Origin of the sequence: Streptomyces geranii, assembly GCF_002954775.1 — a bacterium.
Taxonomy (GTDB): Bacteria; Actinomycetota; Actinomycetes; order Streptomycetales; family Streptomycetaceae; genus Streptomyces; species Streptomyces geranii.
Map to the genome: position 1 here is coordinate 101,396 of NZ_PJME01000029.1, position 23,485 is coordinate 124,880.

The following is a 23,485-nucleotide window of genomic DNA, read 5'->3' on the forward strand; positions in this document are numbered from 1 at the left end:
CCCTTCGCGCGTGTGGATGACGTACTCGCATATGTCTACGAGCACGTCACCTTACGCGTTCGGTTTCGGGCGGGAGTTTCCCGTGCGCTTACCTGCCGTGCCCCTACCGGGTGTACATCTAGGCGCCCTCTGTGTACTCGTCGGCGACCGACAGGGCGGCGTCCAGTGCGGCGAGCCCTTCCTTGGCCTCGGCCTCGGTGACGTTGCAGGGCGGGACGACGTGCGTCCGGTTCATGTTGACGAAGGGCCACAGCCCGTTCGCCTTCGCGGCGGCGGCGAAGGCGGCCATCGGCGCGTTGGCCTCGCCGGCCGCGTTGTACGGCACCAGCGGCTCGCGGGTCTCCCGGTTCCGTACGAGGTCCAGGGCCCAGAACACCCCCGTACCGCGCACTTCGCCGACGCTCGGGTGCCGGGCCGCCAGCTCTCGCAGTGCCGGTCCGATGATCTGCTCGCCGGTGCGGGCGGCCTGCCCGACGACGTCCTCCTCCGCCATCACCGTGAGCGTGGCGACGGCGGCGGCGCAGGCGAGGGGGTGCCCGGAGTAGGTGAGGCCGCCGGGGTAGGGGCGAGTGGCGAACGTCTCGGCGATCGCGCCGGAGATCGCGACGCCGCCGAGGGGGACGTAGCCGGAGTTGACGCCCTTGGCGAAGGTCATCAGGTCGGGCACGACGTCGAACAGGTCGGCGGCGAACCACTCACCGGTCCGCCCGAACCCGGCCATCACCTCGTCCAGGACGAAGACGATCCCGTACCGGTCGCAGAGCGCGCGCACTCCGGCGAGATAGCCGGGCGGCGGGATCATGATGCCGGCGGTGCCGGGGACGGTTTCGAGGATGATCGCCGCGATGGTGGCGGGGCCCTCGAAGGTGATGGTGTCCTCAAGGTGCTGGAGCGCCCGCGCGCACTCCTGCTCCTCGGTCTCGGCGTAGAAACGGGACCGGTAGAGGAAGGGCGCCCAGAAGCGGACGACACCGGCGGTGCCGTTGTCGGAGGGCCAGCGGCGGGGGTCGCCGGTGAGGTTCACGGCCTGCTGGGTGCCGCCGTGGTAGGAGCGGTAGGCGGAGAGCACCTTGGGCCGGCCGGTGTGCAGGCGGGCCATGCGGACGGCGTGCTCGACGGCGTCGGCGCCGCCGTTGGTGAAGAAGATCTTGTCGAGGTCGCCGGGGGTGCGCTCGGCGATGAGCCGGGCCGCCTCCGAGCGGGCCTCGACGGCGAAGGCGGGCGCGAAGGTGGTCATCCGCCCGGCCTGCTCCTGAATGGCGGCGACGACCTTGGGATGCTGGTAGCCGATGTTGGTGAAGACCAGCCCGCTGGTGAAGTCCAGGTACCGTCGGCCGTCGTAGTCCCAGAAGTACGCCCCTTCGGCACCGGCGACCGCGAGCGGATCGATCAGCTCCTGGGCGGACCAGGAGTGGAACACGTGCGCACGGTCCGCGGCCTTCACGGCCGCGCCGGCCTGGGGGTTGGGCTGAGGGGTCATGCGAGGGAGCGTAGGACTTCCGGGCGACGGCGGGACATCGGCGTCCTGTCTGCCGTCCGGCGCTTTACACGACAGGTTGTCGCGTGTCCCCATAGGGATCGACGGGGTGCGGGACGCGCGGGACGCGTGATACGGCGGGACGGATGGGGAGGCGGGGCGGTCATGGAGCGGCTCGGGGGCGGGGATCCGGCGCGGATGGGGTCGTACCGGCTGATCGCCCGGCTCGGTACGGGCGGGATGGGGCAGGTGTTCCTCGCCCGCTCCGAGCGGGGGCGCACGGTCGCCGTCAAGGTCGTCCGGCCCGACCTCGCCGAGCAGGAGGAGTTCCGGGACCGGTTCCGGGCCGAGGTCGCCGCCGCGCGCCGGGTCGGCGGGCGCTGGACGGCACCCGTGCTCGACGCCGACACGGAGGCCGCCGTGCCGTGGATCGCCACGGGGTACGTCGCCGGGCCGAGCCTGAGTCAGGTCGTCGGGCGCGACCACGGGCCGCTGCCCGAGCGCTCGGTGCGCATCCTGGCCGCCGGGCTCGCGCACGCCCTCCAGGACATCCACGGCGCCGGGATCGTGCACCGCGACCTGAAGCCGTCCAACGTCCTGGTCACCATCGACGGGCCCCGCGTCATCGACTTCGGCATCGCCCGCGCCCTGGAGACGGTCACCGACGGCGGGCTCACCCAGGCGGGCGCGCTCGTCGGCTCGCCCGGCTTCATGGCACCCGAGCAGGTACGCGGTGACCGCGTGACGGCCGCCGCGGACGTCTTCTGCCTCGGCTCCGTACTCGCGTACGCCGCCACGGGTGCCCAGCCGTTCGGCGCGGTGGGCAGCGGGGCGCACGCCATGATGTTCCGCATAGCCCAGGAGGAACCCGACCTGACGGACGTCCCGGCCGGCCTGACCGACCTCCTCCGAGCCTGCCTCCGCAAGAACCCGTCCGAGCGCCCGACCCCGGACCAGATCCTCGAACACACGGGAGTATCGGCGGACGCGATCGCCGACGGCTACGAACGGGACACCTGGCTACCGGGCACGCTGGTCGCCCAACTGGGGCGCCATGCGGTGCGGTTGCTGGAGTTCGAGGAGGGGGAGGGGGCGGGGGAGGTTTTGGGGGTGCCGGGCAGGCCAGGCACGCCGGGGGCAGCCGGGGTGCCGGGGGCGGCGAGGGTGCCCTGGGTGCCGGGAGAGCCAGGCACGTCGGGGGTGTCGGGAGCGCCGGGAGCGGCAGGGATTCCGGGAGCGCCGGGGATGCAGAGCACGCCGGGAGCGCCGGGTACGGCAGGGACGTCGGGGATGCCGGGGGCGCCAAGCACGTCGGGCACGCCGGGTACGCCCTGGGCGCAGGGGACGGCGGGTTTGCCGGGAGCGCCAGGCATGCCGGGGGTGGCGGGAACGGCAGGGACGGCAGAGGTGCCGGGGACGTCGGGAGCGCCAAGCACGTCGGGCACGTCGGGCACGCCAAGCACTCCGGGCATCCCGGGGGCGGCGGGAGCGCCGGGGGCAGCGGGTACGGCGGGGGCACCGGGGGTGCCGGGCCCGTCGGGCGCGCCCTGGGCGCCGGGGATGCAGAGCACGCCGGGAGCGCCAGGCATGCCGGGGGTGGCGGGAGCGGCAGGCCCGGTAGGGGTGTCGGGCACGCCGGGAGCGTCGGGGATTCCCGGGGTCGGCGACGGCCCCCCGACTCGGGTCGTGGCCGAGCATGCTCCCTCCGACGGGGTGGTCGCTCAGCCTGCGCACGGGCATCCGCAGCAGCAGCCCCGGCAGCATCCGCAGCCCTTTGCCGCGGCGCCGAGTGACAGTCAGCGGCCTCCCGTCTGGCCCGGGGATCCGGCGCTGGAAGCGTCCGAGGTGCCGGCCGCGTGGAGTGTGAGTTTCAATCCCGGTTCCCGGTCCGGCGGTGGGTGGAACGCGCACGCGCCGGCTCCCCTCAAGCGGTCCCGGATGACGCTGGCGCTCGGTGCCGCCGCGCTGGTCGTCGCGCTCGCGGCGGGCGCCTCCGTCGTCGCCCGGATGAACGGCGACGACGACACGCCCTCGCAGCAGCTGACCCCGACCCCGACGCCAACCTCGTCCGGTGGCTCGGCGTCGCCGGACGCGGGCGCCGTGCCGTCCGGGTACCTCGGCACCTGGACCGCGTCGATCGACAACTCCACCGGCCACAACACCCGTCGGCTGACCATCACCCAGGGCCGGGCGGGCGACCAGGTGCTGACACTGGTCGCCGACGGCCCCACAGGCTCGGGGAGCAGCTCCTATCACTGCGTCTTCGAGGCCGGCCTCGCCCAACAGCCCACCGCCGACGCCCCGTTGAGCATCGGCCCGTCGAAGGTCACCACCGCCGAACCGGCCTCCTACTGCACCCCGGGCGGCGCCACCACCCTCACCCTCCTCCCGGACGGCACCCTGCGGCGCGCGACCGCCTCGGGTGGCGAGCAGCTGACGTACACGAAGGAGAGCTGAACGTCCGGCGAACTTCCTTTGCCCGTACGGGACTTGCGGTGCCGCTGATCGTAAAGTGACCCCACCATCCGGCTCCGGGGCTTGCGGGGGCACCCACATGGAGTGGCTGAGCGCAGAGAACGTCGTGGCCGTGGCGACCGCCGGTGTCGGCATCGTCGCGTCGGCGGTCATGGTCTGGTACGAGCGCCGGGTGCCGCGCCGGAAACGGGTCGGGTACCGCGTACAGATGGACAACCCGATAGGCGACGGCGCCCAGTCGGGCCGGGCCAACGTCCGGCTCGGGCTGTTCGACGAGGCGCCCGGGATGCACCGGGCCACGCTGGTGCTGCTGCGCATCGAGAACGACGGTTCGCAGGGCATCGCCCACGAGGACTACACGAGCCGTGAACTGCACGGCCTCACCGTGGAGTTCACCGACCGGGCCATCCACGGCGTGTCGGTCACCCAACCACCGGGCACCGACCACCTGATGAGCCACTTCACCCCGCACGCCGGCTTCGGCTACGACACCGGCGGCAACACCCTGCGCATCCCGCGCGTCCCGCTCAACCGGGGCGAGCACTTCAAGCTGCTGGTGCTGCTGTCGGGCGGCGACGTGGGCTGCGACATCCGGCTCGTCGGCGGCATCCGGGACGGCGAGGTGCACCCCAACCGCAGTGCCACGCCCGACGACAAGCCGCCCCTGTTCAGCCGCGCGGCCCGGCTGATCACCATCATCCTCACGGCGTCCGTGGTGACCCTCGCGAGCATCGTCGTCGTCCGGGACGACAACCCGCCCCCGCTCGGCTGCGAGAAGGGCACGCTGACGGTGGTCGGTTCGACCGCCTTCGCGCTGGTCGCGCAGGGGCTGGCGAAGGAGTACGAGAAGGACTGCGAGGGCTCCGACATCAGGGTCGAGGCGCGGGGCAGCACCGCGGGCGTGGCCGAACTCGCCGCCATGCAGGGCGAGTCGAGGGCGAAACGGGCCTCGGTGATCGCGTTCTCGGACGGCCGCGACAAGGGCGCCGACGCCGCGCTGCGGGCCGAGCCGGTCGCCCTGTCGGTGTTCACGCTGGTCGCCGACAAGGGGCTGAACCTCGACCAGGGGCTGACCCTGGCACAGGTCAGGCGCCTCTACTCCGGGGCCGTCCACCACTGGGACGACCTGGACCCGGCCCTGCCGCACTGGCGGGTCGTGCTGGTCAGCCGGGACGCCGACTCCGGTACCCGGCAGGTGTTCCAGGACCGGGTGCTCGACGGCGCGTGGGAGGGCGTACCCAGCACCTCACTGGGCTGCGATCCGCAGACGGACACCGCAGCCCCCGTACGCTGCGAACTCGGCTCCACGGCCGACGTGTTGAAGAAGGTCGCCACGACGAAGGGGGCCATCGGCTACAGCGAACTCGGCCAGGCGAGGCAGCACGGGACCACGGTGGACCGGATCGCCCTCGACGGCGCCGCCGCCGACGTGGACGCCATCGAGTACGACGGCAGCCGCTACCCGTACCGGGGCGTGGAGAACGCCTACACCTACGCCGACCTGCCCGCCGGCTCCCTCGCGGGCAGCTTCCTCAACTACGTGCGCAGCCACGGCCAGGCGGCCATCCGGAACAACGGGCACATCCCGTGCACGGCGACGGCGGGGGAGCGGCTGTGCGACGAATAGCCGTACCGGGGGCGGGGGTTCGAGAGGCGCGCGGACGAATAGCCGTACCGGGGGCGGAGGTTCGAGAGGCGCACACACGAACAGCCCTACCGGCGGAGCGGGTTCAGGACGCGCACGGCGGCCCCTGGCGTTCGCTCGACTCGTCCTGTCGGTACGCGCCGCAGGCCACCATCGCCCTTGGCCCGTCCGCCAGTTGGCGCAGCAGGACGAGTGTCTTGTCGACGGGCGGCGCGTTGCTGCCCTCGGCGTAGGAGACGGAACCGGTCGCCCCGTCGAAGCGGACGCCGTTGCGCAGTTCGATGAGGACGGAGTTGCGGGTGATGTCGGGGTCGCTCTGGTAGGCCTCGGACACCGCCTGGCTGAGGGCGTGGAAGGCGTCGTAGGAGACCGCCGAGTGGCCGTCCTGGCGCCAGGGGTCGGTGCCCTCGGTGGTGTCGGCCACGAAGGTCTCGTACTCCCCGACGAACTGCTGGGTCTTGACGCTCGCTCCGGAGGCGACGGTGCCGCCGGCCGGCATCCGGTGCGCGGAGTAGTACAGGCGCAGCCAGGTCTTGTTGCGGAAGACGCCGGTCTGGGCGACGTTCGTCAGTTCGTTGCCGCCTAGGACGGTGATGTCCTGGCCGAGGCAAGTCCCTTCCAGATCCATGGAGTTGACGAACGCCCTGAAGTCCTTGGCCCGAGCCGACCAGTACACGACCGACCTCGGCCGCTCGGAGAGCGTGTCGCAGATCATGCGCGCGAGGATGTCGGCGCTGACCAGATTGGCCTTGGCGTCCGGGTCCGGGGGGTCGAAGTCGCCCTCCTGGTTGAAGTTGAACACGGTCTCGTCGGCGGGGAAGTCGGCCCGGAAGCGGGCGGCGAGACTGCGGCTGTAGAGGTCCGTGGAGCTCTCGACCACGATGGCGTGCTCGGCGGGGGCGCACGCGTCCTCGCTGTCGGGCAGGGCGACGATGTTCTCCCGGTCGGCGAAGGCCGCCTCGATCCGGGCCTCGCGTGAATTGGCGGGCGTGAACGGCCAGTAGCTGAAGCTCGCGTCGCCCTGCGCCATCTCGTCGGCGGTCGCGGTGGTGCCGATGGTCGGGATGCGGGCCCGCCCGAGCACCTGGAGCGCGGCCCTGGTCTCGTCCCGGCTCTGCGCGTACCCGAGCACCCCGACGATCCGTCCCTGCTCGGGCCGCCCGCGCTCGGCGCGCACCTCGCGGACGAGCGCCTCGGCCATGGCCTCGGCGTTGCGGAACCCCAGACCGGTCTCGCGCACGTCGACGTGCAGCGGTACGAGGGTGGAGTTGGAGGCGGCGGCCTCGTTCAGCGTGCGCTGCCACATGGCGATGCCGCGCAGTTCGGGGATGGTGCCGTCGAACCGGGTCTGGTCCTCGGTCTCCGGAATCTGGGCGATGAACACGACGACGGTCCGCACCTCCCGCCCGGTCTCCGCGTACTCGGCGACCCGGGCGTTCTCGGCCTTGATGGCGTCCGTGGCCGCCTTGTACCAGGCCACGGCCTGTACGGGGATCTCCTCGGCGGGCCCGGAGTCGGCCACCGAGTCGGTGCCGCCGAGACAGTCGGTGGGCGCCCCGATGACCCGCGGCACGATCAGCACCGCGGCGAGCACGGCGAGGACGGCGGCCCCGGCCATGACCGAGGTCGGCACGTACCGGTGGAAGGTGAACGTCCGCGGCCTGAGCCGCCCGACATAGGTTCCGTCCCCCTCGAACTCGCTCTCCTCAAGGGACACCAGCACCGGCGGCCCACCGTCGTCACCGAGCCGCCCGGCGGCCTCGGGAAAGGTGTGCTCGACGAGTCGTACGGCGGTGGTGGGGGTGTCGGGGGAAGCGGAGGCGGTAGCGGTGCCGGCGCCGAGATCCCTGAGCAGGGCGTCGGAGGGTGCCCCGACGGCCAGGACGAGCGGGCCGGGTGGCCGGGCGGTGGCTCGGGCGCCGTGGCGGCAGTGGTGCAGGGCGCGCAGGAAGCGTTCGGCGGCGCGGGCGCCGGGAGCGCCGGGCGGCGGGATCTCGACGATGATCACGGGCCGGGCGGTACGGCGCCGCCGCCCGGGCCGGAACCGGCCGACCGGCGGCCGGCTCAGATCCTCCAGCAGGGCGCGCAGCACGAACGCGTCGAGTTCGCGCAGCGCGCCCGCGTGCTCGGGGTGGTGCGGATTGCGCAGGTGAGGGGCGCGTTCGGCGCCCACGTCGTCCATCACCTTGAAGAGGTTCTGCCCGCTCGCGGCGGGCTGCTCCCGGCCGAGCCAGCCCCGCATCACCCGGCGCGAGATCCACGCCGACCACACCCGGCGGGGCCCGCGCTGCACGAACGACAGCCAGGACAGCCGCGTCAGCAGCCCGGCCACCCCGCCGAGCACGACACCCACATCCGGGGCGTCCATCCGCGTGAACGCCAGCAACCCGCCACGCCTGGCCCGCCGTTCACCGGCGTGGCTCCGTAACTCCTTCTCCCAGGAACCCTGCGCCCAGCGCCCGGGATTGTCCTTGATGAACAGGACGAGATCCCGCACGACATGGAAGTACGGGAACCGGTCGGGCGTGAGATGCCCGGTCGCACCCCGGCTCAACTCCGTCCCGGCGTCGACGGCGAGGAGGTCCTGGTCGCCCGCGGTGGTGAGATGGGCGTAGGGGACCCGGCGCGAGTTGTCGGTGCGCATGGCGTCGATCAGCGGGTCGACGATGCGCTGGACCCCGGTGCGGTACGTGGCTTCCGGCACGCGGAGCACGAACAGGGGCGGGCTGGTGTCGAGGCTCGCGCGACTGCCGTGATCGGGGACGACGGCCGACCGGAACTCACGGATGAAGTCGATGGCACGGTCGCCGGGAAAGTTGCGGTCGGGTCTGTCGCCGGATGACGGCATGCGGACTCCCGCGCTGTCAACTGTGCGTGTCCGAAAGGGAGTTGAAGGTTACTCGGGGAACTGTGGTGACCACAACGAGTTGCGCGGAGAGTGTGGACTCCGGTGCCCTCTTGTTACCGGGTGGCGTGGCCTGGAAGATCCGTGAGGCCAAGAAGCAGTCGAAGCTGCCGGGGCTGGACACCCGGACAGGGTCCCCCGACCCGGCGGCGGTGCGAACAGGCCCGAGGCCAGGACGAAGACGGCCAACTGGGCGCGGACGTAAGGAAACTGCTCGCCTCCGGCCTCCCGGAGGAGGTCCTGTACAGGGTGTGGCTCGCCGCCGCCCGCGGAGGGGGACCTGCGGGCGGCGGTGCTGCGGGAGATCGGTTCGACGGCGGACGCCCTGACCCGTGCCGTTCCGGTGCCGCACTTCGTCCCGGCCCTGGAAGCCGTCGTGACCGGGGCGGACGCCGACCTCGGACTCCGTCTGCTCCTGAGGGTGTTGAAGGCGCACGCGGTACCGGTGGAGAAGGAACAGTACGACCGGCTGCCGGCGCTCGGTGACCTCCTGGCCCACCCCGGGAGGGCCGTGTTCGAAGGACTTCACGTACGGTGGCCGCCGCTCGACCCTGGCCGGCGCGACTTCGTGTTCGACTTCGGGCTGTCGGCCCTCGCCTCGCTGTTCTCGGGCCCATGGGGGTACGAGGGCACCGTGCGGGAGAACATCGAGCGGCTGGTTCTCGCGGACGCGGGTCTGGCTCCCGGCTCGCAGGCGGCGGTTCTCCTCGACGACGTACTCCGGCTGCGGGAGTCTCCGCTGTCCGCCGACACGATCACCACGCTGTGGCTGGCCGCGTCGAACGGCGATCCGGGCGGGGGCGTCGACGTGGAGGGCCGGGACTGGCTCGGGCGGATCGCGGACGTGTGCCGGGAACGGCTGCGTGAGGTCGCACCCGGATACGAGGCCGCTCCTGTCGTGCCGCGTGCCCACCCCGCCGGTCTGACGGAAGAGGTGCGTGGTGAACTCCGGGAGATGGCGCCCGCGTTGGCGACGCGCACGGTGAACTCGCACGGCCACGAGGTCACCGGTTCCGCCGCGACGAACGCCCTGGAGCAGGTCGTCGGCCTGGTCGATCCCGACCTGGGGTTCCGGCTGTTCCTCCGGGTCCTGGACGGGTTGTCGGTGCCGCTCACGCGGGAGCGGCGAGGGCGGTACGTTTCGATCGGGGAGAGGTTCGGGTACGGGGAGTATCTCGTCAGCCGGTGAGATTCCCCCGGCACGGCTCGGGCCGCCGTGGACACGGCCTTCGCGAGGGGGCCTCCCGACGCTGCCTCACCGCGCCTCCGGAGGCCGCTGCCGAGGCATGTTCGGCCGGGCCCCCGGGGCCGCGATCCCGAAGCGGCCCTGGTGGACCGTCGCGTCCTGCCTGGGTACCCCCGCCCCCGCCGACTGCATCCCCAACGGCACGCCCCCCGACCGGAACTCCACCATCCAGTCCGCCGTCTCCGCCCGCACCAGCTCCGTCACGTCCTCCGAGAAACGCCGCAGCACGCCCAGGCACCGGTCCGCCGCCTCGCTCGCCGTGCCCTCCGTCGGGCCCAGCACCTCCCGTACGCTCTCCGACGCCCACTCGAACTGCAGCACCTGAAGGCGCCGCTGCACCGCCTGCGCGGTCGCCACGTCCCTTATCCAGCCCGAGGTGACCCCGAAGTACCGGTCCGCGCCCACGCACGCGACCGCGAGCAGCAGGGCCAGATAGCCCCAGGGGGCGACCCCGCCCAGCACCCCGGTGAGGTCCAGCAGCGGCAGTGCGGCGCCGGCGACCGCGCCGAGGGCGGCGCCCGTACGGAGGACGCGGGCGCCCCGGCGCTTCCACACGCGGTCCGTGAGGTACCAGGCCGCCGTCTCCAGGGCCCCCTGCTCCACCCACCGGTACAGCTCGTCCAGGCGCGGTGCGGGCTCGCCCCAGTCTCCGAGGGGGAAGGGCCGGCCGGCGAGGTCCCCGGGCCGCAGCCCGGTGAAACCGAGCCCGGCGGGACCGGGGCCCGCGGGACCCTCGCTCCGCCCGTCGTGCGGCGGTCTCTGGGACGGCCCCTCGGGCTGCATCTCCGGCTGGCTCACCCGGCACTCCTTCAATCACGGTGCGTGACACCGTACGGGTGTCCGCGTGACGTCTGATGCGGTTGGTAAAGCTGTCGTGCCGCCCCATTCCTACCGCCCAATGGGTGGCGATGGCCGGGCTTTCGTTTCTTTTCCGCTCGGAAGACGTCCTTGATCAGGTATGGCACCGCTTCCGGCTCACTCGAAAGAGTGCTGGAGCGACGGCCACCCCGACCACGTAGGCTCGTGCCGAACGCCGAAAGCGCAAGTCTCGTGAGTTTCGTGAGTGAGGAGCTGATCGTGATCCCCGGTGGTGGCCAGCCCAACATGCAGCAGCTGCTCCAGCAGGCCCAGAAGATGCAGCAGGACCTGGCGAACGCGCAGGAGGAACTCGCGCGGACCGAGGTCGACGGGCAGGCGGGCGGTGGCCTGGTCAAGGCGACCGTGACGGGCGCCGGTGAACTGCGCGCCCTCAAGATCGACCCGAAGGCCGTCGACCCGGACGACACCGAGACCCTCGCCGACCTGGTCGTGGCCGCCGTACAGGCGGCGAACGAGAACGCGCAGCAACTCCAGCAGCAGAAGCTGGGCCCGCTGGCGCAGGGCCTGGGCGGCGGCGGAAGCGGCATCCCGGGCCTGCCGTTCTGACGTTCGCACCGCGCGCTCCGCGTCCCGCCTTCCTCAGGCGGCCGGAGGCCAACTACGGTACGTACAACAGACTCGAAGCCCGCACGACATTCGGAACCAGACCGGGAACCAGACCCGGAACCAGAACCAGAACCAGGAAAGGCAGTCCGTGTACGAAGGCGTGGTCCAGGACCTCATCGACGAACTGGGGCGGCTCCCCGGCGTCGGTCCCAAGAGCGCGCAGCGGATCGCCTTCCACATCCTCCAGGCGGAGCCGACGGACGTACGGCGCCTCGCGCACGCCCTCCTCGAAGTGAAGGCGAAGGTCCGCTTCTGCGCGACCTGCGGGAACGTGGCGCAGGAGGAGCTGTGCAACATCTGCCGCGACCCGCGCCGCGACATCACGGTGATCTGTGTCGTCGAGGAGCCCAAGGACGTCGTCGCGGTCGAACGCACCCGCGAGTTCCGGGGCAAGTACCACGTCCTGGGCGGCGCGATCAGCCCGATCGAGGGCGTCGGCCCGGACGACCTGCGCATAAGGGAACTCCTGGCGCGCCTGGCCGACGGCGCGGTGACCGAGCTGATCCTCGCCACGGACCCCAATCTCGAAGGCGAGGCGACCGCCACCTACCTCGCCCGCATGATCAAGCCCATGGGCCTCAAGGTCACCCGCCTGGCCAGCGGCCTCCCTGTGGGTGGCGACCTGGAATACGCGGACGAGGTGACCCTTGGCCGCGCCTTCGAGGGGAGACGACTCCTAGATGTCTGACGCCACGCTGCACTACACGACGCAGGACCCCGACGACTTCGCGGTCCAGATCGCCGACCAGGTCGAGAGCTTCCTGGTGGCCGTCACCGAGATCGCCAAGGGCGAGGACCCCGACTCGGCGGTCCCCTTCCTCCTCCTGGAGGTCTCCCAGCTCCTGCTGGCCGGCGGACGCCTCGGCGCGCACGAGGACATCGTCCCCGACGAGCGCTACGAGCCCGACCTGGGCCCCGAGCCGGACGTGGACGACATCCGCGAACGCCTCGCGGTGATGCTGGAGCCGGTCGACGTCTACTCGGAGGTCTTCGACCCGTACGAGCCCCGCAAGCCCCCGGTCCCGGCCCGTATCTCCGACGACCTGGCCGACGTCCTCGCCGACCTCCGCCACGGCATGGCCCACTACCGCGCGGGCCGCACCACGGAGGCCCTGTGGTGGTGGCAGTTCTCCTACTTCTCCAACTGGGGCTCGACGGCCTCGGCCACTCTCCGCGCCCTCCAGTCCCTGGTGGCCCACGTCCGCCTGAACCAGCCCCTGGAGGAACTGGACGGCCTGGACACGGACCAGGACCTCGGCGACGAGACCCTGGCGGAGGAGGCGGGCAAGGTGATGGCGGAGGAGATCGCGGAGCCGCTGGGGCTGCGGACGGTGAAGTGACGGTCAAGTAGCGCACTACCGGCCGAGGACGACGCCGAGCACCGCCTCCGCCACCGCCCCCACCGACCGCCCGTCCCCCGCGTCCACGACGCGGGCGGCCGTGTCCGGTCCCGGCCCGGCGATCTCGGCCCGCATGAGGCACTGGTAACGCGCGCCGCGGGCAAGGAACTTGTCCATCAGGTGCCGTTCCTCGGCCGTCGCCCGCGCGTAGTCGCCCGCCCTGTGCACCCGTTCGCGTACGACGCTGTCCTCGGCCGTGAGCCATACGGCGGCCACGGCTGTCGTGCCGGGGGCGGTCAGGGGCGCGACCCGGGTCGGCCGGAGGGCCGAGCCCTCCAGGACCAGGCCCGTTCCCGACTCCCGTTGTCCGTCCGCGTGTTGGGCGATCAGTTCCTCGATGCGGGGCCACAGGCGTTCGTAGTGGTCCAGGACCGAGGAGACCAACTCCTCGACGGTGAGCGTGCGGTAGTGCTCGGCGACGTGTTCCGGCACCTCCCATCCCGGTGTGCGCCACGGGCGCCCCGGATGTCGCGCCAGTCCGTCCGTCGAGCGGTACGTGAAGCCCAGCCGTTCCGCGACCACTTGGGCGACGGCCGACTTGCCTACGTTCGACGTGCCCCCGATCAGCACCACCCGCGGCCCGGCCACCATGGTGCTACTGCGAGTCCACGAGCTTGTACCTGCTCGCGATCACCGAGGGCTTGCCCGTCTTCGGGAGGGTGGCCAGGGCCGTGCCCTGGTAGGTGTTCACCACCGTGTCGCGGTCGCGGATGTTGAAGACCTCCTCCACTTTCGTCGGGGTGATGTTGTAGTTCTCGCGGTACGACGCCTTCAGCGCGTACTGGGAGGCGTACGCGGTCGGTACGGTGGCCAGGGCGCCGCCGTCCTTGAGGCGCAGGGCGTACACCGTGTCGAACTCGGCGGGCGTGGAGACGTACGTCGTGGTCGCGTACCCCGCGCTCTTGCCGGTGTCGCGCTTCGTGTACGTCTCGATCGCGTCCTTCGCCGCCTCGGTGGTCTGCGAGATGCCCGTGCCGGCCTTCTTGCCGCCGGTCGCGAACAGGTCCTCGAACGCCGCCGGGATCTGGTTCGGGGCGAGCGTGCCGACGCGGGTGTCGGCGTCGACGGCGGTGGCGAGGCCCGCGTCGTCGGTGGCGATCTCGGGAAGGGGGGCTGCCGAGTAGACCGACGACATCAGCTTCCAGTCGTCGTACTGCTTGCCGAAGACCAGCAGCGCCTCGCTCTTCGAGTCGCTCGCCTTCGTCGTCACCGCGAACCAGTCCTCGCCCGCCGGGATCCAGTACTTCCGGCCGGTGTACCGGAACGGCTTCTTGTACGCGGCCTGTTCCTCCTTCGACTTGGTCGCGAAGACGCGGAAGTCGGCCTTGCTCTGCTCGTACAGCTGCCCGCCCTCGACGGTGCCCAACAGGGCCGAGTCCTGCTGGGAGTTGGCCTTGTTGTTGACCGTCTCGTAGTTGTCGAGGATCTTCGCCGCCTGCGCCTCGGTGACGGCACCCTTGGCCGCGGGGCTCGCGGCGGCGGCGTCGGCGCCGTCGTCCGAGCCCGAGGCGCAGCCGGTGAGCGCTAGCGCGAGCGCGGTGGCGAACATGAGCGGTTTCTGGCGGGAGATCATGCCTCACCGTACTGGGGGGAATGTGGGCGTCCGGGGAAGGGGCGGTGGATCGATGGTGCAGCCGGTCGGTGCCGGAGCGCGACCGTCCCGTCACCTTACGTGAATTGGAATCGTCCTTCCCGCCCCCTGTACGTCTCTTGCACGGGCGCTAACCAGCGAAAAGAGAGGCTGGAGTCACTTCCACCGCAGGAGATGCGGAGGGAGTAAATCCCCTCACTCGTACAGGAGTTGCGATGACCCGCAAGACCCGCATACGCGCCGCCCTAGTCACCGCCACCGCTCTTGTCACCGCCGCGACGGTGACGGCCGGAGTCAGCGCGGCGGGTACCGACCAGCCGAAGAAGCCCACCAAGAAGCAGATCGCGGCCCTCTTCGACGGCTGGAACAAGACCCTGCAGACCGGCGACCCGGAGAAGGTCACCGCGCGGTACGCGAAGGACGCGGTGCTGCTGCCGACCGTCTCCAACAAGATCCGGACCAACCACGCCGAGATCGAGGACTACTTCGACCACTTCCTGCTGAACAAGCCGGTCGGCAAGAAGATCAAGTCCTACATCAACGTCCTCGACGACAACTCGGCGATCGACGCCGGCTCCTACTACTTCATCCTCACCGACCCGAAGACCGGCGAGAAGAAGAGGGTCGACGCCCGCTACACGTACGAGTACGAGAAGCGGGGCGGCAAGTGGCTGATCGTCAACCACCACTCCTCGGTGATGCCCGAGGGTTAAGCCCCTGGTACCGGCTTCAACCGGCCCGTTGTGCGGCCCGGAGTGTGATCCGGACGCACAGGCCGCCCCCGGGCGCGTCCGCCAGGGTCACCGTCCCGCCGTCGTCCGTCACCAGTTGTCTGACGACGGCGAGGCCGAGGCCCGAGCCGGAGCGCCCGGTGAGGCCCTGGCCGCGCCAGAAGCGGTCGAAGGCACGGGACTTCTCGGCGTCCGACATCCCCGGACCCCCGTCCGCCACCGTCAACTCCATCTCGTCGCCCCGGTGTTCGGCCCGTACGGTGATCGTCCCGCCGTCGGGTGAGACCTCCAGGGCGTTCGACAGGACGTTGTCCAGCACCTGGTCCAGATGACCGGGGCTGGCCAGCACAAGCAGCCGGCCGTCGGCACCCCCACTACCCCTGAGCGCGATGGTGACTCCGCGCTCGTCGGCGGCCGGCCTCCACACCGACAGGCGTTCGTCCACGATGTCCCGCAGGGACAGCGGTTCGGCCGCCGTGACCTTCGCCTCGGCCCGGGCCAGCACCAGCAGCCCGTTGACCAGGCGGCTCATCCGGACCACCTCGGCGGTCGCCTGCTCCACGTCCTCCCGCACGAACTCGTCGTCCGTACCGTCCGCGATGTTGTCCAGCGACAGCCTCAACGCCGTGAGCGGGGTACGGAGTTGGTGCGAGGCGTCCGCGACGAAGATCCGCTGCGAGGCGACCAGGGTGTCCAGGCGTTCCGCGCCCTGGTTGAGGGTGCGGGCCAGGGTCTGGGTCTCCGGCGGGCCCGTCACCTGGGAGCGCGCGGTCAGGTCGCCGTCGCTGAACTTGCTCGCCATACCGTTGAGTTCGCGCAGCGGAGCGGTGATACGGCGGGCCGCGATGGCGCCGATCGCCGCAGCCGCAGCGAGGACCAGCACCGCGAGAGCCGCCCGGAAACCCCAGATGCTCCAGAACCGGCTCGTCATGTCCGACGTCGAGTACACGATCCGTACCGCCGACTCGCCCTGCGCGGGGACGGTGATCGTCAGGTACTTGCCCCAGATGAAGTCGGAGCCCCAGTCGGTCGTGGGGGCGTCGTCCCGCACGGCCCGGGTCAGGGCCGCGTCCGCTTCCGGCCTCGGCAGGTTCGTCGTACAGCTGGTCGTGGCGACCTGGACCGTGCCGAGGGTCTCCTTGTCGTAGGCCTTGGCCACCTTCTCCAGGGCCTCGCACGAGATCCGGTCGCCGTTGCCGAGCAGCAGGGCCATGGTCTGGGCCTCGCGCTGGACGGACACCTTGGTGTCGTCCCGCAGCTGCTTGGTGAGCGTGAAGGCCACCGGCACGGTGAAGAGGAGGATGGCGACGGCCACGATCAGGATGTAGCTGCGGATGAGCTGGCGGTTCATGAGGCGCCCGAGCCCCCGCCGGCACCCCTGCCGTCCTTGCCGTCACTACCGCTACTACCGCCGGCACCCTTGCCGTCCTTGTCGATCTCCAGGCGGAACCCGACCCCCCGTACCGCCTCGATCGTGATCGCGCCCTTCAGCTTCCTTCGCAGCGCGGCCACATGGACGTCGAGGGTCTTCGTCGGGCCGAACCAGTTCGCGTCCCAGACCGCCTCCATGATCTGCTCGCGCGACATCAGCGCGCCCGGCTCCTCGGTGAGGAAGGCCAGCAGGTCGTACTCCTTGGGGGCGAGGGCGACCTCCTCGCCGTCCAGGCGGACGCGGGCGGCCTTGCGGTCGATCGTGAGGCGGGTGCCGTACTGGTCGGGGCCCGACTCGGCCGGCGTACGGGGCTGGACCCGGCGCATCACCGCTCTTATGCGCGCGATGACCTCCCGTACGCCGAAGGGCTTGGAGACGTAGTCGTCGGCGCCCAGTTCCAGGCCTACGACCCGGTCCGTCTCGTCGCTGCGGGCGCTGATGACGATGATCGGGACGTCACCGCGTTCGCGCAGCGCCTTGCAGACGTCCAGGCCGTCGGTGTCGGGCAGGCCGAGGTCGAGCAGGACGACGTCGTAGGGCTCGTCGTGGCCGAGCGCCGCGCCGCCCGTGGACACCCAGGCCACCTCGAAGCCGTAGCGGACCAGACCGCGGCGCAGCGACTGGGCCACGGGTTCATCGTCTTCCACCAGGAGTACGCGCACAGCCGAACCTTAGTCGTCGGAAGCGGTCGGTCCTTGAAACTTAATTCAAGACTTGATTCACAGCCGCAACGCGTATCCGGTGCACGGATGGGCAGGAGCCCGTTCGAGCGGCCGAAGATCCCCGGCGAACGCCGTGGTGATCGTCATGATGAGCGGGACATCTCACCATGCGATACCCGGTAAGGGGATTTCGGCCGCTCGTTAAACTGAGCCGACCGCAGACGGACTGAGCGAGGAGTGCACGTGGGCCTTGTCGTGCAGAAGTACGGAGGCTCATCCGTAGCCGATGCCGAGGGCATCAAGCGTGTCGCCAAGCGAATCGTGGAAGCGAAGAAGAACGGCCACCAGGTGGTCGTGGTCGTTTCCGCGATGGGCGACACGACGGACGAGCTGATCGATCTCGCCGAGCAGGTGTCTCCGATGCCTGCCGGGCGTGAGTTCGACATGCTGCTGACCGCCGGAGAGCGGATCTCCATGGCGCTGCTTGCCATGGCGATCAAGAACCTGGGTCACGAGGCCCAGAGCTTCACCGGCAGCCAGGCAGGTGTCATCACCGACTCGGTCCACAACAAAGCCCGGATCATCGACGTCACGCCGGGCCGGATCCGGACCGCGCTCGACGAGGGCAACATCGCCATCGTCGCCGGGTTCCAGGGCGTCAGCCAGGACAAGAAGGACATCACCACGCTGGGGCGTGGTGGTTCCGACACCACGGCCGTGGCGCTCGCCGCCGCCCTGAACGCCGAGGTGTGCGAGATCTACACGGACGTCGACGGTGTGTTCACCGCCGACCCGCGCGTGGTGAAGAAGGCCCGGAAGATCGACTGGATCTCCTCCGAGGACATGCTGGAACTGGCCGCCTCCGGCTCCAAGGTGCTGCTCCACCGCTGTGTGGAGTACGCCAGGCGTTACGACATCCCGATCCACGTCCGCTCGTCCTTCTCGGGACTGCCGGGCACCTGGGTCAGCAACGAGAAGCCAGAGAAGCCCGAGTCGCAAGGGGACCAGCAGGTGGAGCACGCCATCATCTCCGGAGTCGCCCATGACGTCTCCGAAGCCAAGATCACGGTCGTCGGCGTCCCGGACAAGCCGGGCGAGGCCGCGGTGATCTTCCGCGCGATCGCGGACGCCGAGATCAACATCGACATGATCGTGCAGAACGTGTCGGCGGCGTCGACGGGCCTGACGGACATCTCCTTCACCCTCCCCAAGTCGGAGGGCCGCAAGGCCATCGACGCCCTGGAGAAGGCGAAGGGCGGCATCGGCTTCGAGTCGCTGCGCTACGACGACCAGATCGGCAAGATCTCGCTGGTCGGCGCGGGGATGAAGACCAACCCCGGGGTCACCGCCTCCTTCTTCCAGGCGCTGTCCGACGCGGGCGTGAACATCGAGCTGATCTCGACCTCCGAGATCCGCATCTCGGTGGTCACCCGCCAGGACGACGTCCCCGGAGCCGTCCGCGCCGTGCACAGCGCCTTCGGCCTCGACTCCGACAGCGACGAAGCCGTCGTCTACGGAGGCACCGGCCGCTGATGGCCAACCCGGTAGGGCCGACGCTCGCCGTCGTGGGGGCGACCGGCGCCGTCGGCACGGTCATGCTCAGGATCCTGTCCCAGCACGCCGACATCTGGGGCGAGATCCGTCTGATCGCCTCCCCGCGCTCGGCCGGCCGCAAGCTGGCCGTGCGCGGCGAGGAGGTCGAGGTCGTGGCGCTGTCGGAGCAGGCCTTCGACGGCGTCGACGTCGCCATGTTCGACGTACCCGACGAGGTCGCGGAGCACTGGGCGCCGATCGCCGCGGCCAAGGGCGTGGTCGTCGTCGACAACTCGGGCGCCTTCCGCATGGACCCCGAGGTCCCCCTCGTCGTCCCCGAGGTCAACCCGCACGCCGTACGGCAGCGCCCGCGCGGCATCATCGCCAACCCGCACTGCACGACCCTGTCGATGATCGTCGCGCTGGGGGCGCTGCACGCCGAGTTCGGGCTGCGCGAGCTGGTGGTGTCCTCGTACCAGGCGGTGAGCGGGGTCGGCCGGGCCGGCGTGGACACCCTGCGCCGGCAGTTGTCGATGGTCGCCGGTACGGAACTGGGGACCAGCCCCGGAGACGTACGCCGGGCGGTGGGCGACGGGACGGGGCCGTTCCCGGAGCCGGTCGCGCTGAACGTCGTACCGTGGGCAGGAACGCCACGGGCGGACGGTTGGTCGTCGGACGAGATGCAGATCCGGGACGAGTCCCGCAAGATCCTCGGGCTGCCGAAGCTCCCCGTGGCCGTGACCTGCGTACGTGTCCCGGTCGTCACGGCGCACGCGCTGACCGTCCACGCCCGCTTCCAGGGCGAGGTCACGGTGGCCGGGGCGCGCGAGATCATCGCGACCGCACCCGGGGTCGTCCTGTACGACAACCCGGAGGCGGGGGAGTTCCCGACCCCGGTGGACGTCGTCGGCACGGACCCGACCTGGGTCGGCCGGGTGCGGCGGGCGCTGGACGACCCGACCGCGCTGGAGCTGTTTGTGTGCGGGGACAACCTGCGCAAGGGGTCGGCGCTCAATACGGCACAGATCGCCGAGCTGGTGGCGGCGGAACTGTCCTGAGCGGCCTCTGACCGGACCCCGACGAAACGGATGGCCAGGCGATTGTCAGTTGATCTTGACGAAAATCACTCTGGCGATGGCAGAAAACGTTTGTAGGATCCATGTGAGTGCGGCAAGAACCGAAGAATTGCTGCCCGTCCCCCGCAACCGCGCGGGGGGCGGGCAGCGTCTTTGCGGTCGCCCTTCCGGACGTGGGGACGCCGTGGCTGTGCGTGGGGACGCGCGGTCATCATGGATTTAGGGGAAGAGCGGGACGCATGAGGGTGGCTGTGTCGGATGACGCAAAAGTGATGCCGGATGCGTACAACCCTGACGGGGTGAGGCGTGTCCAACATGCGTGGCAGCAGAGGTACTCGACTTCACAGCGGCGACGCGCGGCACAGCCCTGCGTCCGCTCCGCCGACCCCGCGGGCTCGGTACGCCCGGCGGCATGCCGGTGATCGCGCCGATGCCCGCGGCGCGGCCGACCCGCATACCCAACCAGCGCGACGGCACGGACGAGGGCGCGGTTGCGGGGACGACGGTCGATCACCTGACCGAGACGTACCGCGCCCACTACCGCTCCCTCCTCGGCCTCGCGGCCCTGCTCCTCGACGACACCGCGTCCTGCGAGGACGTCGTCCAGGAGGCGTTCATACGGGTCCACTCGGCCCGCAAACGCGTCCGTGACCCGGAGAAGACGCTCGCCTACCTCCGCCAGACGGTGGTGAACCTCTCCCGCTCGGCCCTGCGCCGCCGCATCCTCGGCCTCAAGCTCCTCTCCAAGCCGATGCCGGACATGGCGAGCGCGGAGGAGGGCGCGTACGACCTGCTGGAGCGCGACTCCCTCATCAAGGCGATGAAGGGCCTCCAGCGCCGCCAGCGCGAGGTCCTCGTCCTGCGCTACTTCTCGGACATGACCGAGGCCCAGGTCGCGGACGCCCTGGGCATCTCGTTGGGCTCGGTGAAGGCGTACGGCTCCCGCGGAATCGCGGCGCTGCGCATCGCCATGGAGGAGCCGGTATGAGCGGGCGGGAGCGGGATCAGGAGCGGGATCAGGAGCCTGCGCGGGGTCCGGAGTCGGGCGACGGTCGAGCGCGGGGCAGGGGTCCGGCGTGGAGCAAGGGCTGGGCGTCGGGCGACGGCCAGTCGCAGGCCGACGACGGCCGGGCGGAGCCGGGCGAGACGCGGGTGCCGGACGGCGAGCAGCCTCGGGCTGACGAGCGGTCTCAGGCTGACGAACAGCCTCAGGCTGACGTGCGGCCTCAGGCCGGTGATCCCGCGCAGGTCGGCGATCCCGCGCATGCCGGCAGTGACACCGCGCCCGTCGATGATCACGGGCCCGCCGGTGATCCCGCACACGTCGACGGATTTCCGTCGGGTGACGGTGGGAGCGATGGGCGTGATGGGCGTGGACGTGATGGTTCGTGGAGCGACGGTTTCCGGACCGAGGAGTTCCGGGCCGGTAGAGTTCCTCTCAACGGGGCCCGGACCAACGGGAGTTGGCCGGTCGGTGTCGATCGACCCGGCCGTCACGAGCAAGAGCACAAGCAATCGCACGCTGGGAACGGAACTGTGAATCACGGCCCCGACGACCAGAGCCTGGACGGGCTCGACTCGGACGAGCTGGCACTGCGCAGGATGATGCAGCAGGCAGTGGGCGGGATCGAACCCACCGACGCCGTGCTGGAGCATCTTCGCCGCGCGGTACCCGCCCGACGGGCCCGCAAGCGCCACGCCGCGATCGGCATGGCCGCCGCCGCGCTGTTCATCGGTACGGCCATCCCGGCCGTGCTGGTCTCGAACGTCACCGGCTCCGAGGCCGGCCCCTCCGTCAACGCGGGCCACGGCTCGCAGACCGAGGGCGACCAGGACAACGGCAAGGGCCCGGACGGCGGTGAGAGCACCGCGGGGGGCAACTCCGGCACGGTGAAGGACAAGCCGTCGAGCAGCCCCACGAGCGGCGAGACCAACCCCGACAAGGGCGGCGGCAGCGGCAGTACGACCGGCAGCGACGGCCCCACGGCCAGCTCCGTGACGACACCCGCCTGCGACGCCACCCAGCTGGGCTCGGCCACCGGCTCGGTCGGCGACGCCGACGCCACCGGCACGGTCTACGGCACCTTCCGCGTCGTCAACGTCTCCAGCGCCAGCTGTACGGTCGACGGCTCCGGCACCGTCACCCCGCTCGCGCAGGGCGCCGCCGACCAGTCGAAGGTGGGCCTCGCCGACCACTCGGCGGGCGACGCGGCAGGCGGCCTGCCCGACCCGTCCGCCTCGGTCAGCGGACTCGTACTGGCGCCCGGCGCGGCGTACACGGTGCAGTTCGCCTGGGTCCCCTCGGAGACGTGCCCCACGACAGGCACGACAGACGGCGGCAGTACGGGCTCTCCGTCGGCCTCGCCCTCGCCCACCCCGAGCGCGAGCACCGACTCGGGTACGACCACCTCCACGGGCGGCGACTCCGGCAGCACCACCCAGCTGCTCACGGAGGACACGGTGGCCGACGGCAGCGTGGCGGTGTCCTACACGGCGGAGGCGGGCTCACCGACGGTGTCGGCGACGGTGTCGAACGCGTGCGCGGGAACGGTGTACCGGACAGGCGTGATGGCGGAGCAGACCTGAAGGTCTGAGAGCGCGTGATGGGAAAGCCCGTCAGGAGGCTCATGGGGAAGCCCGTCAGGAGGCGCTGACGCCTTCACGCGCGGGCTCCTCGACGGGAGCGGGAGCGGGGGCGGGGGAGAGGCCGAGTTCGGCGTCCCGCGCGAACTCCACCTCGCGGCGCACCAGCCGGAACCACATGAAGACGACGAAGCCCGCGAAGACGAACCACTCACCGGTGTACCCGAGGTTCTGGAACGCCTTCAGGTCCAGCCCGGTGTCGGCGGGCGCGGTCGCCGGTACGGCCTTCATCCCCGAGTCGCCCTTGTCGAGGGTGACCCAGGCGTCGTACAGGTCGTACGGTACGAGGTTGACCAGCGAGGCCGCGCTGATCGCACCGGTCTGCCCGGCGGGGAGACCACCGGCCGCGCTGACGCCGTTGGACCCCGGGGTCTCGGACGCCTGGAGCGCGCCGGTGACGGTGACCTCGCCGGTGGGCGGGGCGGGGGCCTTGGCCGGGTCGGCGGCGCCGGGCAGCCAGCCCCGCACGACGGGTACGGCCTTGCCGGCGCCCTCGTCGGTGCGCAGCAGGGTGAGTACGTAGAACCCGTCACGGTCGTCGAGCTGGCGCCCCGGGACGAGCAACTGCGTCCCGTACCGCCCGCTGACGGTGACCCGGTCGCCGGAGGTCTTCTTGTCGACGGGCAGCAACTCCGCGAGCGGCCGTGCGGCTTCCCGCTTCTCGGCGGTGACCTCTTCGGTGGCGGTCCGGTGATCCTGGACGCGGTCCTCGAACCGGCTCAGCTGCCAGGACCCCATGAACACACAGAAGGGGATGGCGAGCAGCACGAAGACGTTGATCCCCCACCAGCGGGGCGTCAGCAGGAACCGGTACACGGGTTCCACGGTACGGGGCGGGGGCAGGGGGTGGGGCCGCGGGGCTGGCTTACCGGGCATCAGAACTGCGCCGCCCGCTGCAGCACAGCTCTGTTTCCCACCCACCCACCCGTTTACTGCCGACTCACCAGCGGGGGTCGGAGGCTCCTCCAGCACAGGGCGGCACTTTCCAAGCGCCGGTCAGCCCCCAGCCCGTCCGGCGTTTGAGGACGAGGCCGTTCAGGCCGACCGTCCCGCCCACGGACCCGGTCTTCGCCCACTCACACCCACCCGGGCTTCGCCCACCCACACCCACCCGGGCTTCACCCACGGACCCGGGCTCCGCCCACGGACCCGGGCTCCGCCCACGGACCCGGGCTCCGCCCACG

At 71.1% G+C, this 23,485-nt stretch carries 19 protein-coding genes; 11 read left to right on the forward strand and 8 right to left on the reverse strand.

What is annotated here, in order from left to right:
• Nucleotides 1–118: 118 nt before the first annotated feature.
• Nucleotides 119–1,480: an aspartate aminotransferase family protein gene (locus CW359_RS28675; RefSeq protein ID WP_105973065.1), complete on the reverse strand. Its 1,362-nt coding sequence runs from the start codon at nt 1,478–1,480 to the stop codon at nt 119–121.
• Nucleotides 1,481–1,642: 162 nt separating this feature from the next.
• On the opposite strand from CW359_RS28675, the gene CW359_RS28680 reads away from it, so the two are divergent.
• Both CW359_RS28680 and CW359_RS28685 read left to right on the forward strand, forming a co-directional pair.
• Nucleotides 1,643–3,934 (forward strand): serine/threonine-protein kinase, encoded by a 2,292-nt coding sequence (locus tag CW359_RS28680; protein ID WP_105973066.1) that lies wholly within the window; start codon nt 1,643–1,645, stop codon nt 3,932–3,934.
• Nucleotides 3,935–4,031: 97 nt separating this feature from the next.
• On the forward strand, nt 4,032–5,579 hold the full coding sequence (locus CW359_RS28685; RefSeq protein ID WP_105973067.1) for a PstS family phosphate ABC transporter substrate-binding protein: 1,548 nt from the start codon (nt 4,032–4,034) through the stop codon (nt 5,577–5,579).
• 103 nt (nt 5,580–5,682) lie between these two features.
• On the opposite strand, the gene CW359_RS28690 is transcribed toward CW359_RS28685, so the two are convergent.
• Nucleotides 5,683–8,445: a type 1 periplasmic-binding domain-containing protein gene (locus CW359_RS28690; protein ID WP_105973068.1), complete on the reverse strand. Its 2,763-nt coding sequence runs from the start codon at nt 8,443–8,445 to the stop codon at nt 5,683–5,685.
• Between the two features lie 349 nt (nt 8,446–8,794).
• On the opposite strand from CW359_RS28690, the gene CW359_RS28695 reads away from it, so the two are divergent.
• Nucleotides 8,795–9,691: a hypothetical protein gene (locus CW359_RS28695; RefSeq protein WP_105973069.1), complete on the forward strand. Its 897-nt coding sequence runs from the start codon at nt 8,795–8,797 to the stop codon at nt 9,689–9,691.
• A 66-nt stretch (nt 9,692–9,757) separates the two neighbouring features.
• On the opposite strand, the gene CW359_RS28700 is transcribed toward CW359_RS28695, so the two are convergent.
• A complete protein-coding gene (locus tag CW359_RS28700) occupies nt 9,758–10,546 on the reverse strand; it encodes an SLATT domain-containing protein (RefSeq protein WP_105973070.1) in 789 nt (262 codons plus the stop codon).
• A gap of 279 nt (nt 10,547–10,825) precedes the next feature.
• On the opposite strand from CW359_RS28700, the gene CW359_RS28705 reads away from it, so the two are divergent.
• The 3 genes from CW359_RS28705 (at nt 10,826) to CW359_RS28715 (ending at nt 12,573) form a co-directional block, all read left to right on the forward strand.
• On the forward strand, nt 10,826–11,173 hold the full coding sequence (locus CW359_RS28705) for a YbaB/EbfC family nucleoid-associated protein (protein ID WP_105973093.1): 348 nt from the start codon (nt 10,826–10,828) through the stop codon (nt 11,171–11,173).
• A 148-nt stretch (nt 11,174–11,321) separates the two neighbouring features.
• Nucleotides 11,322–11,921, forward strand: coding sequence for a recombination mediator RecR (gene recR / locus CW359_RS28710; protein WP_105973071.1), 600 nt, complete (start codon nt 11,322–11,324; stop codon nt 11,919–11,921).
• Complete coding sequence (locus tag CW359_RS28715) at nt 11,914–12,573, forward strand: DUF5063 domain-containing protein (RefSeq protein WP_105973072.1); 660 nt, start codon at nt 11,914–11,916, stop codon at nt 12,571–12,573. The genes recR and CW359_RS28715 overlap by 8 nt, the downstream gene beginning before the upstream one ends.
• Before the next feature lie 15 nt (nt 12,574–12,588).
• Here the strand turns inward: CW359_RS28715 and CW359_RS28720 are convergent, their stop codons facing one another.
• Together CW359_RS28720 and CW359_RS28725 are read right to left on the reverse strand one after the other, a co-directional pair.
• Nucleotides 12,589–13,224 (reverse strand): AAA family ATPase, encoded by a 636-nt coding sequence (locus CW359_RS28720; RefSeq protein WP_105973073.1) that lies wholly within the window; start codon nt 13,222–13,224, stop codon nt 12,589–12,591.
• Nucleotides 13,225–13,228: 4 nt separating this feature from the next.
• Nucleotides 13,229–14,206, reverse strand: coding sequence for a DUF8094 domain-containing protein (locus CW359_RS28725; RefSeq protein WP_105973074.1), 978 nt, complete (start codon nt 14,204–14,206; stop codon nt 13,229–13,231).
• A gap of 233 nt (nt 14,207–14,439) precedes the next feature.
• Between CW359_RS28725 and CW359_RS28730 the strand changes: the two genes are divergently transcribed.
• On the forward strand, nt 14,440–14,937 hold the full coding sequence (locus CW359_RS28730) for an SgcJ/EcaC family oxidoreductase (RefSeq protein WP_105973075.1): 498 nt from the start codon (nt 14,440–14,442) through the stop codon (nt 14,935–14,937).
• A 16-nt stretch (nt 14,938–14,953) separates the two neighbouring features.
• On the opposite strand, the gene CW359_RS28735 is transcribed toward CW359_RS28730, so the two are convergent.
• Together CW359_RS28735 and CW359_RS28740 are read right to left on the reverse strand one after the other, a co-directional pair.
• Entirely contained in the window at nt 14,954–16,306 is a 1,353-nt protein-coding gene (locus CW359_RS28735) for a sensor histidine kinase (protein WP_105973076.1), read from the reverse strand.
• A complete protein-coding gene (locus tag CW359_RS28740; protein WP_105973077.1) occupies nt 16,303–17,049 on the reverse strand; it encodes a response regulator transcription factor in 747 nt (248 codons plus the stop codon). The genes CW359_RS28735 and CW359_RS28740 overlap by 4 nt, the downstream gene beginning before the upstream one ends.
• A gap of 243 nt (nt 17,050–17,292) precedes the next feature.
• On the opposite strand from CW359_RS28740, the gene CW359_RS28745 reads away from it, so the two are divergent.
• From CW359_RS28745 to CW359_RS28760, 4 genes are all read left to right on the forward strand, one after another.
• Entirely contained in the window at nt 17,293–18,582 is a 1,290-nt protein-coding gene (locus tag CW359_RS28745; RefSeq protein WP_105973078.1) for an aspartate kinase, read from the forward strand.
• Nucleotides 18,582–19,640, forward strand: a complete 1,059-nt coding sequence (locus CW359_RS28750; RefSeq protein WP_105973079.1) for an aspartate-semialdehyde dehydrogenase — start codon at nt 18,582–18,584, stop codon at nt 19,638–19,640. Before CW359_RS28745 ends, CW359_RS28750 begins: the two co-directional genes overlap by 1 nt.
• Nucleotides 19,641–20,070: 430 nt before the next feature.
• On the forward strand, nt 20,071–20,646 hold the full coding sequence (locus CW359_RS28755) for a SigE family RNA polymerase sigma factor (protein ID WP_105973080.1): 576 nt from the start codon (nt 20,071–20,073) through the stop codon (nt 20,644–20,646).
• Nucleotides 20,647–21,194: 548 nt separating this feature from the next.
• Nucleotides 21,195–22,244 carry a hypothetical protein gene (locus CW359_RS28760; RefSeq protein ID WP_105973081.1) on the forward strand — a complete coding sequence of 350 codons (1,050 nt, stop codon included), beginning with the start codon at nt 21,195–21,197 and terminating at the stop codon, nt 22,242–22,244.
• 54 nt (nt 22,245–22,298) lie between these two features.
• Here the strand turns inward: CW359_RS28760 and CW359_RS28765 are convergent, their stop codons facing one another.
• Nucleotides 22,299–23,117: an SURF1 family protein gene (locus tag CW359_RS28765; RefSeq protein ID WP_105973082.1), complete on the reverse strand. Its 819-nt coding sequence runs from the start codon at nt 23,115–23,117 to the stop codon at nt 22,299–22,301.
• Nucleotides 23,118–23,485 lie beyond the last annotated feature (368 nt).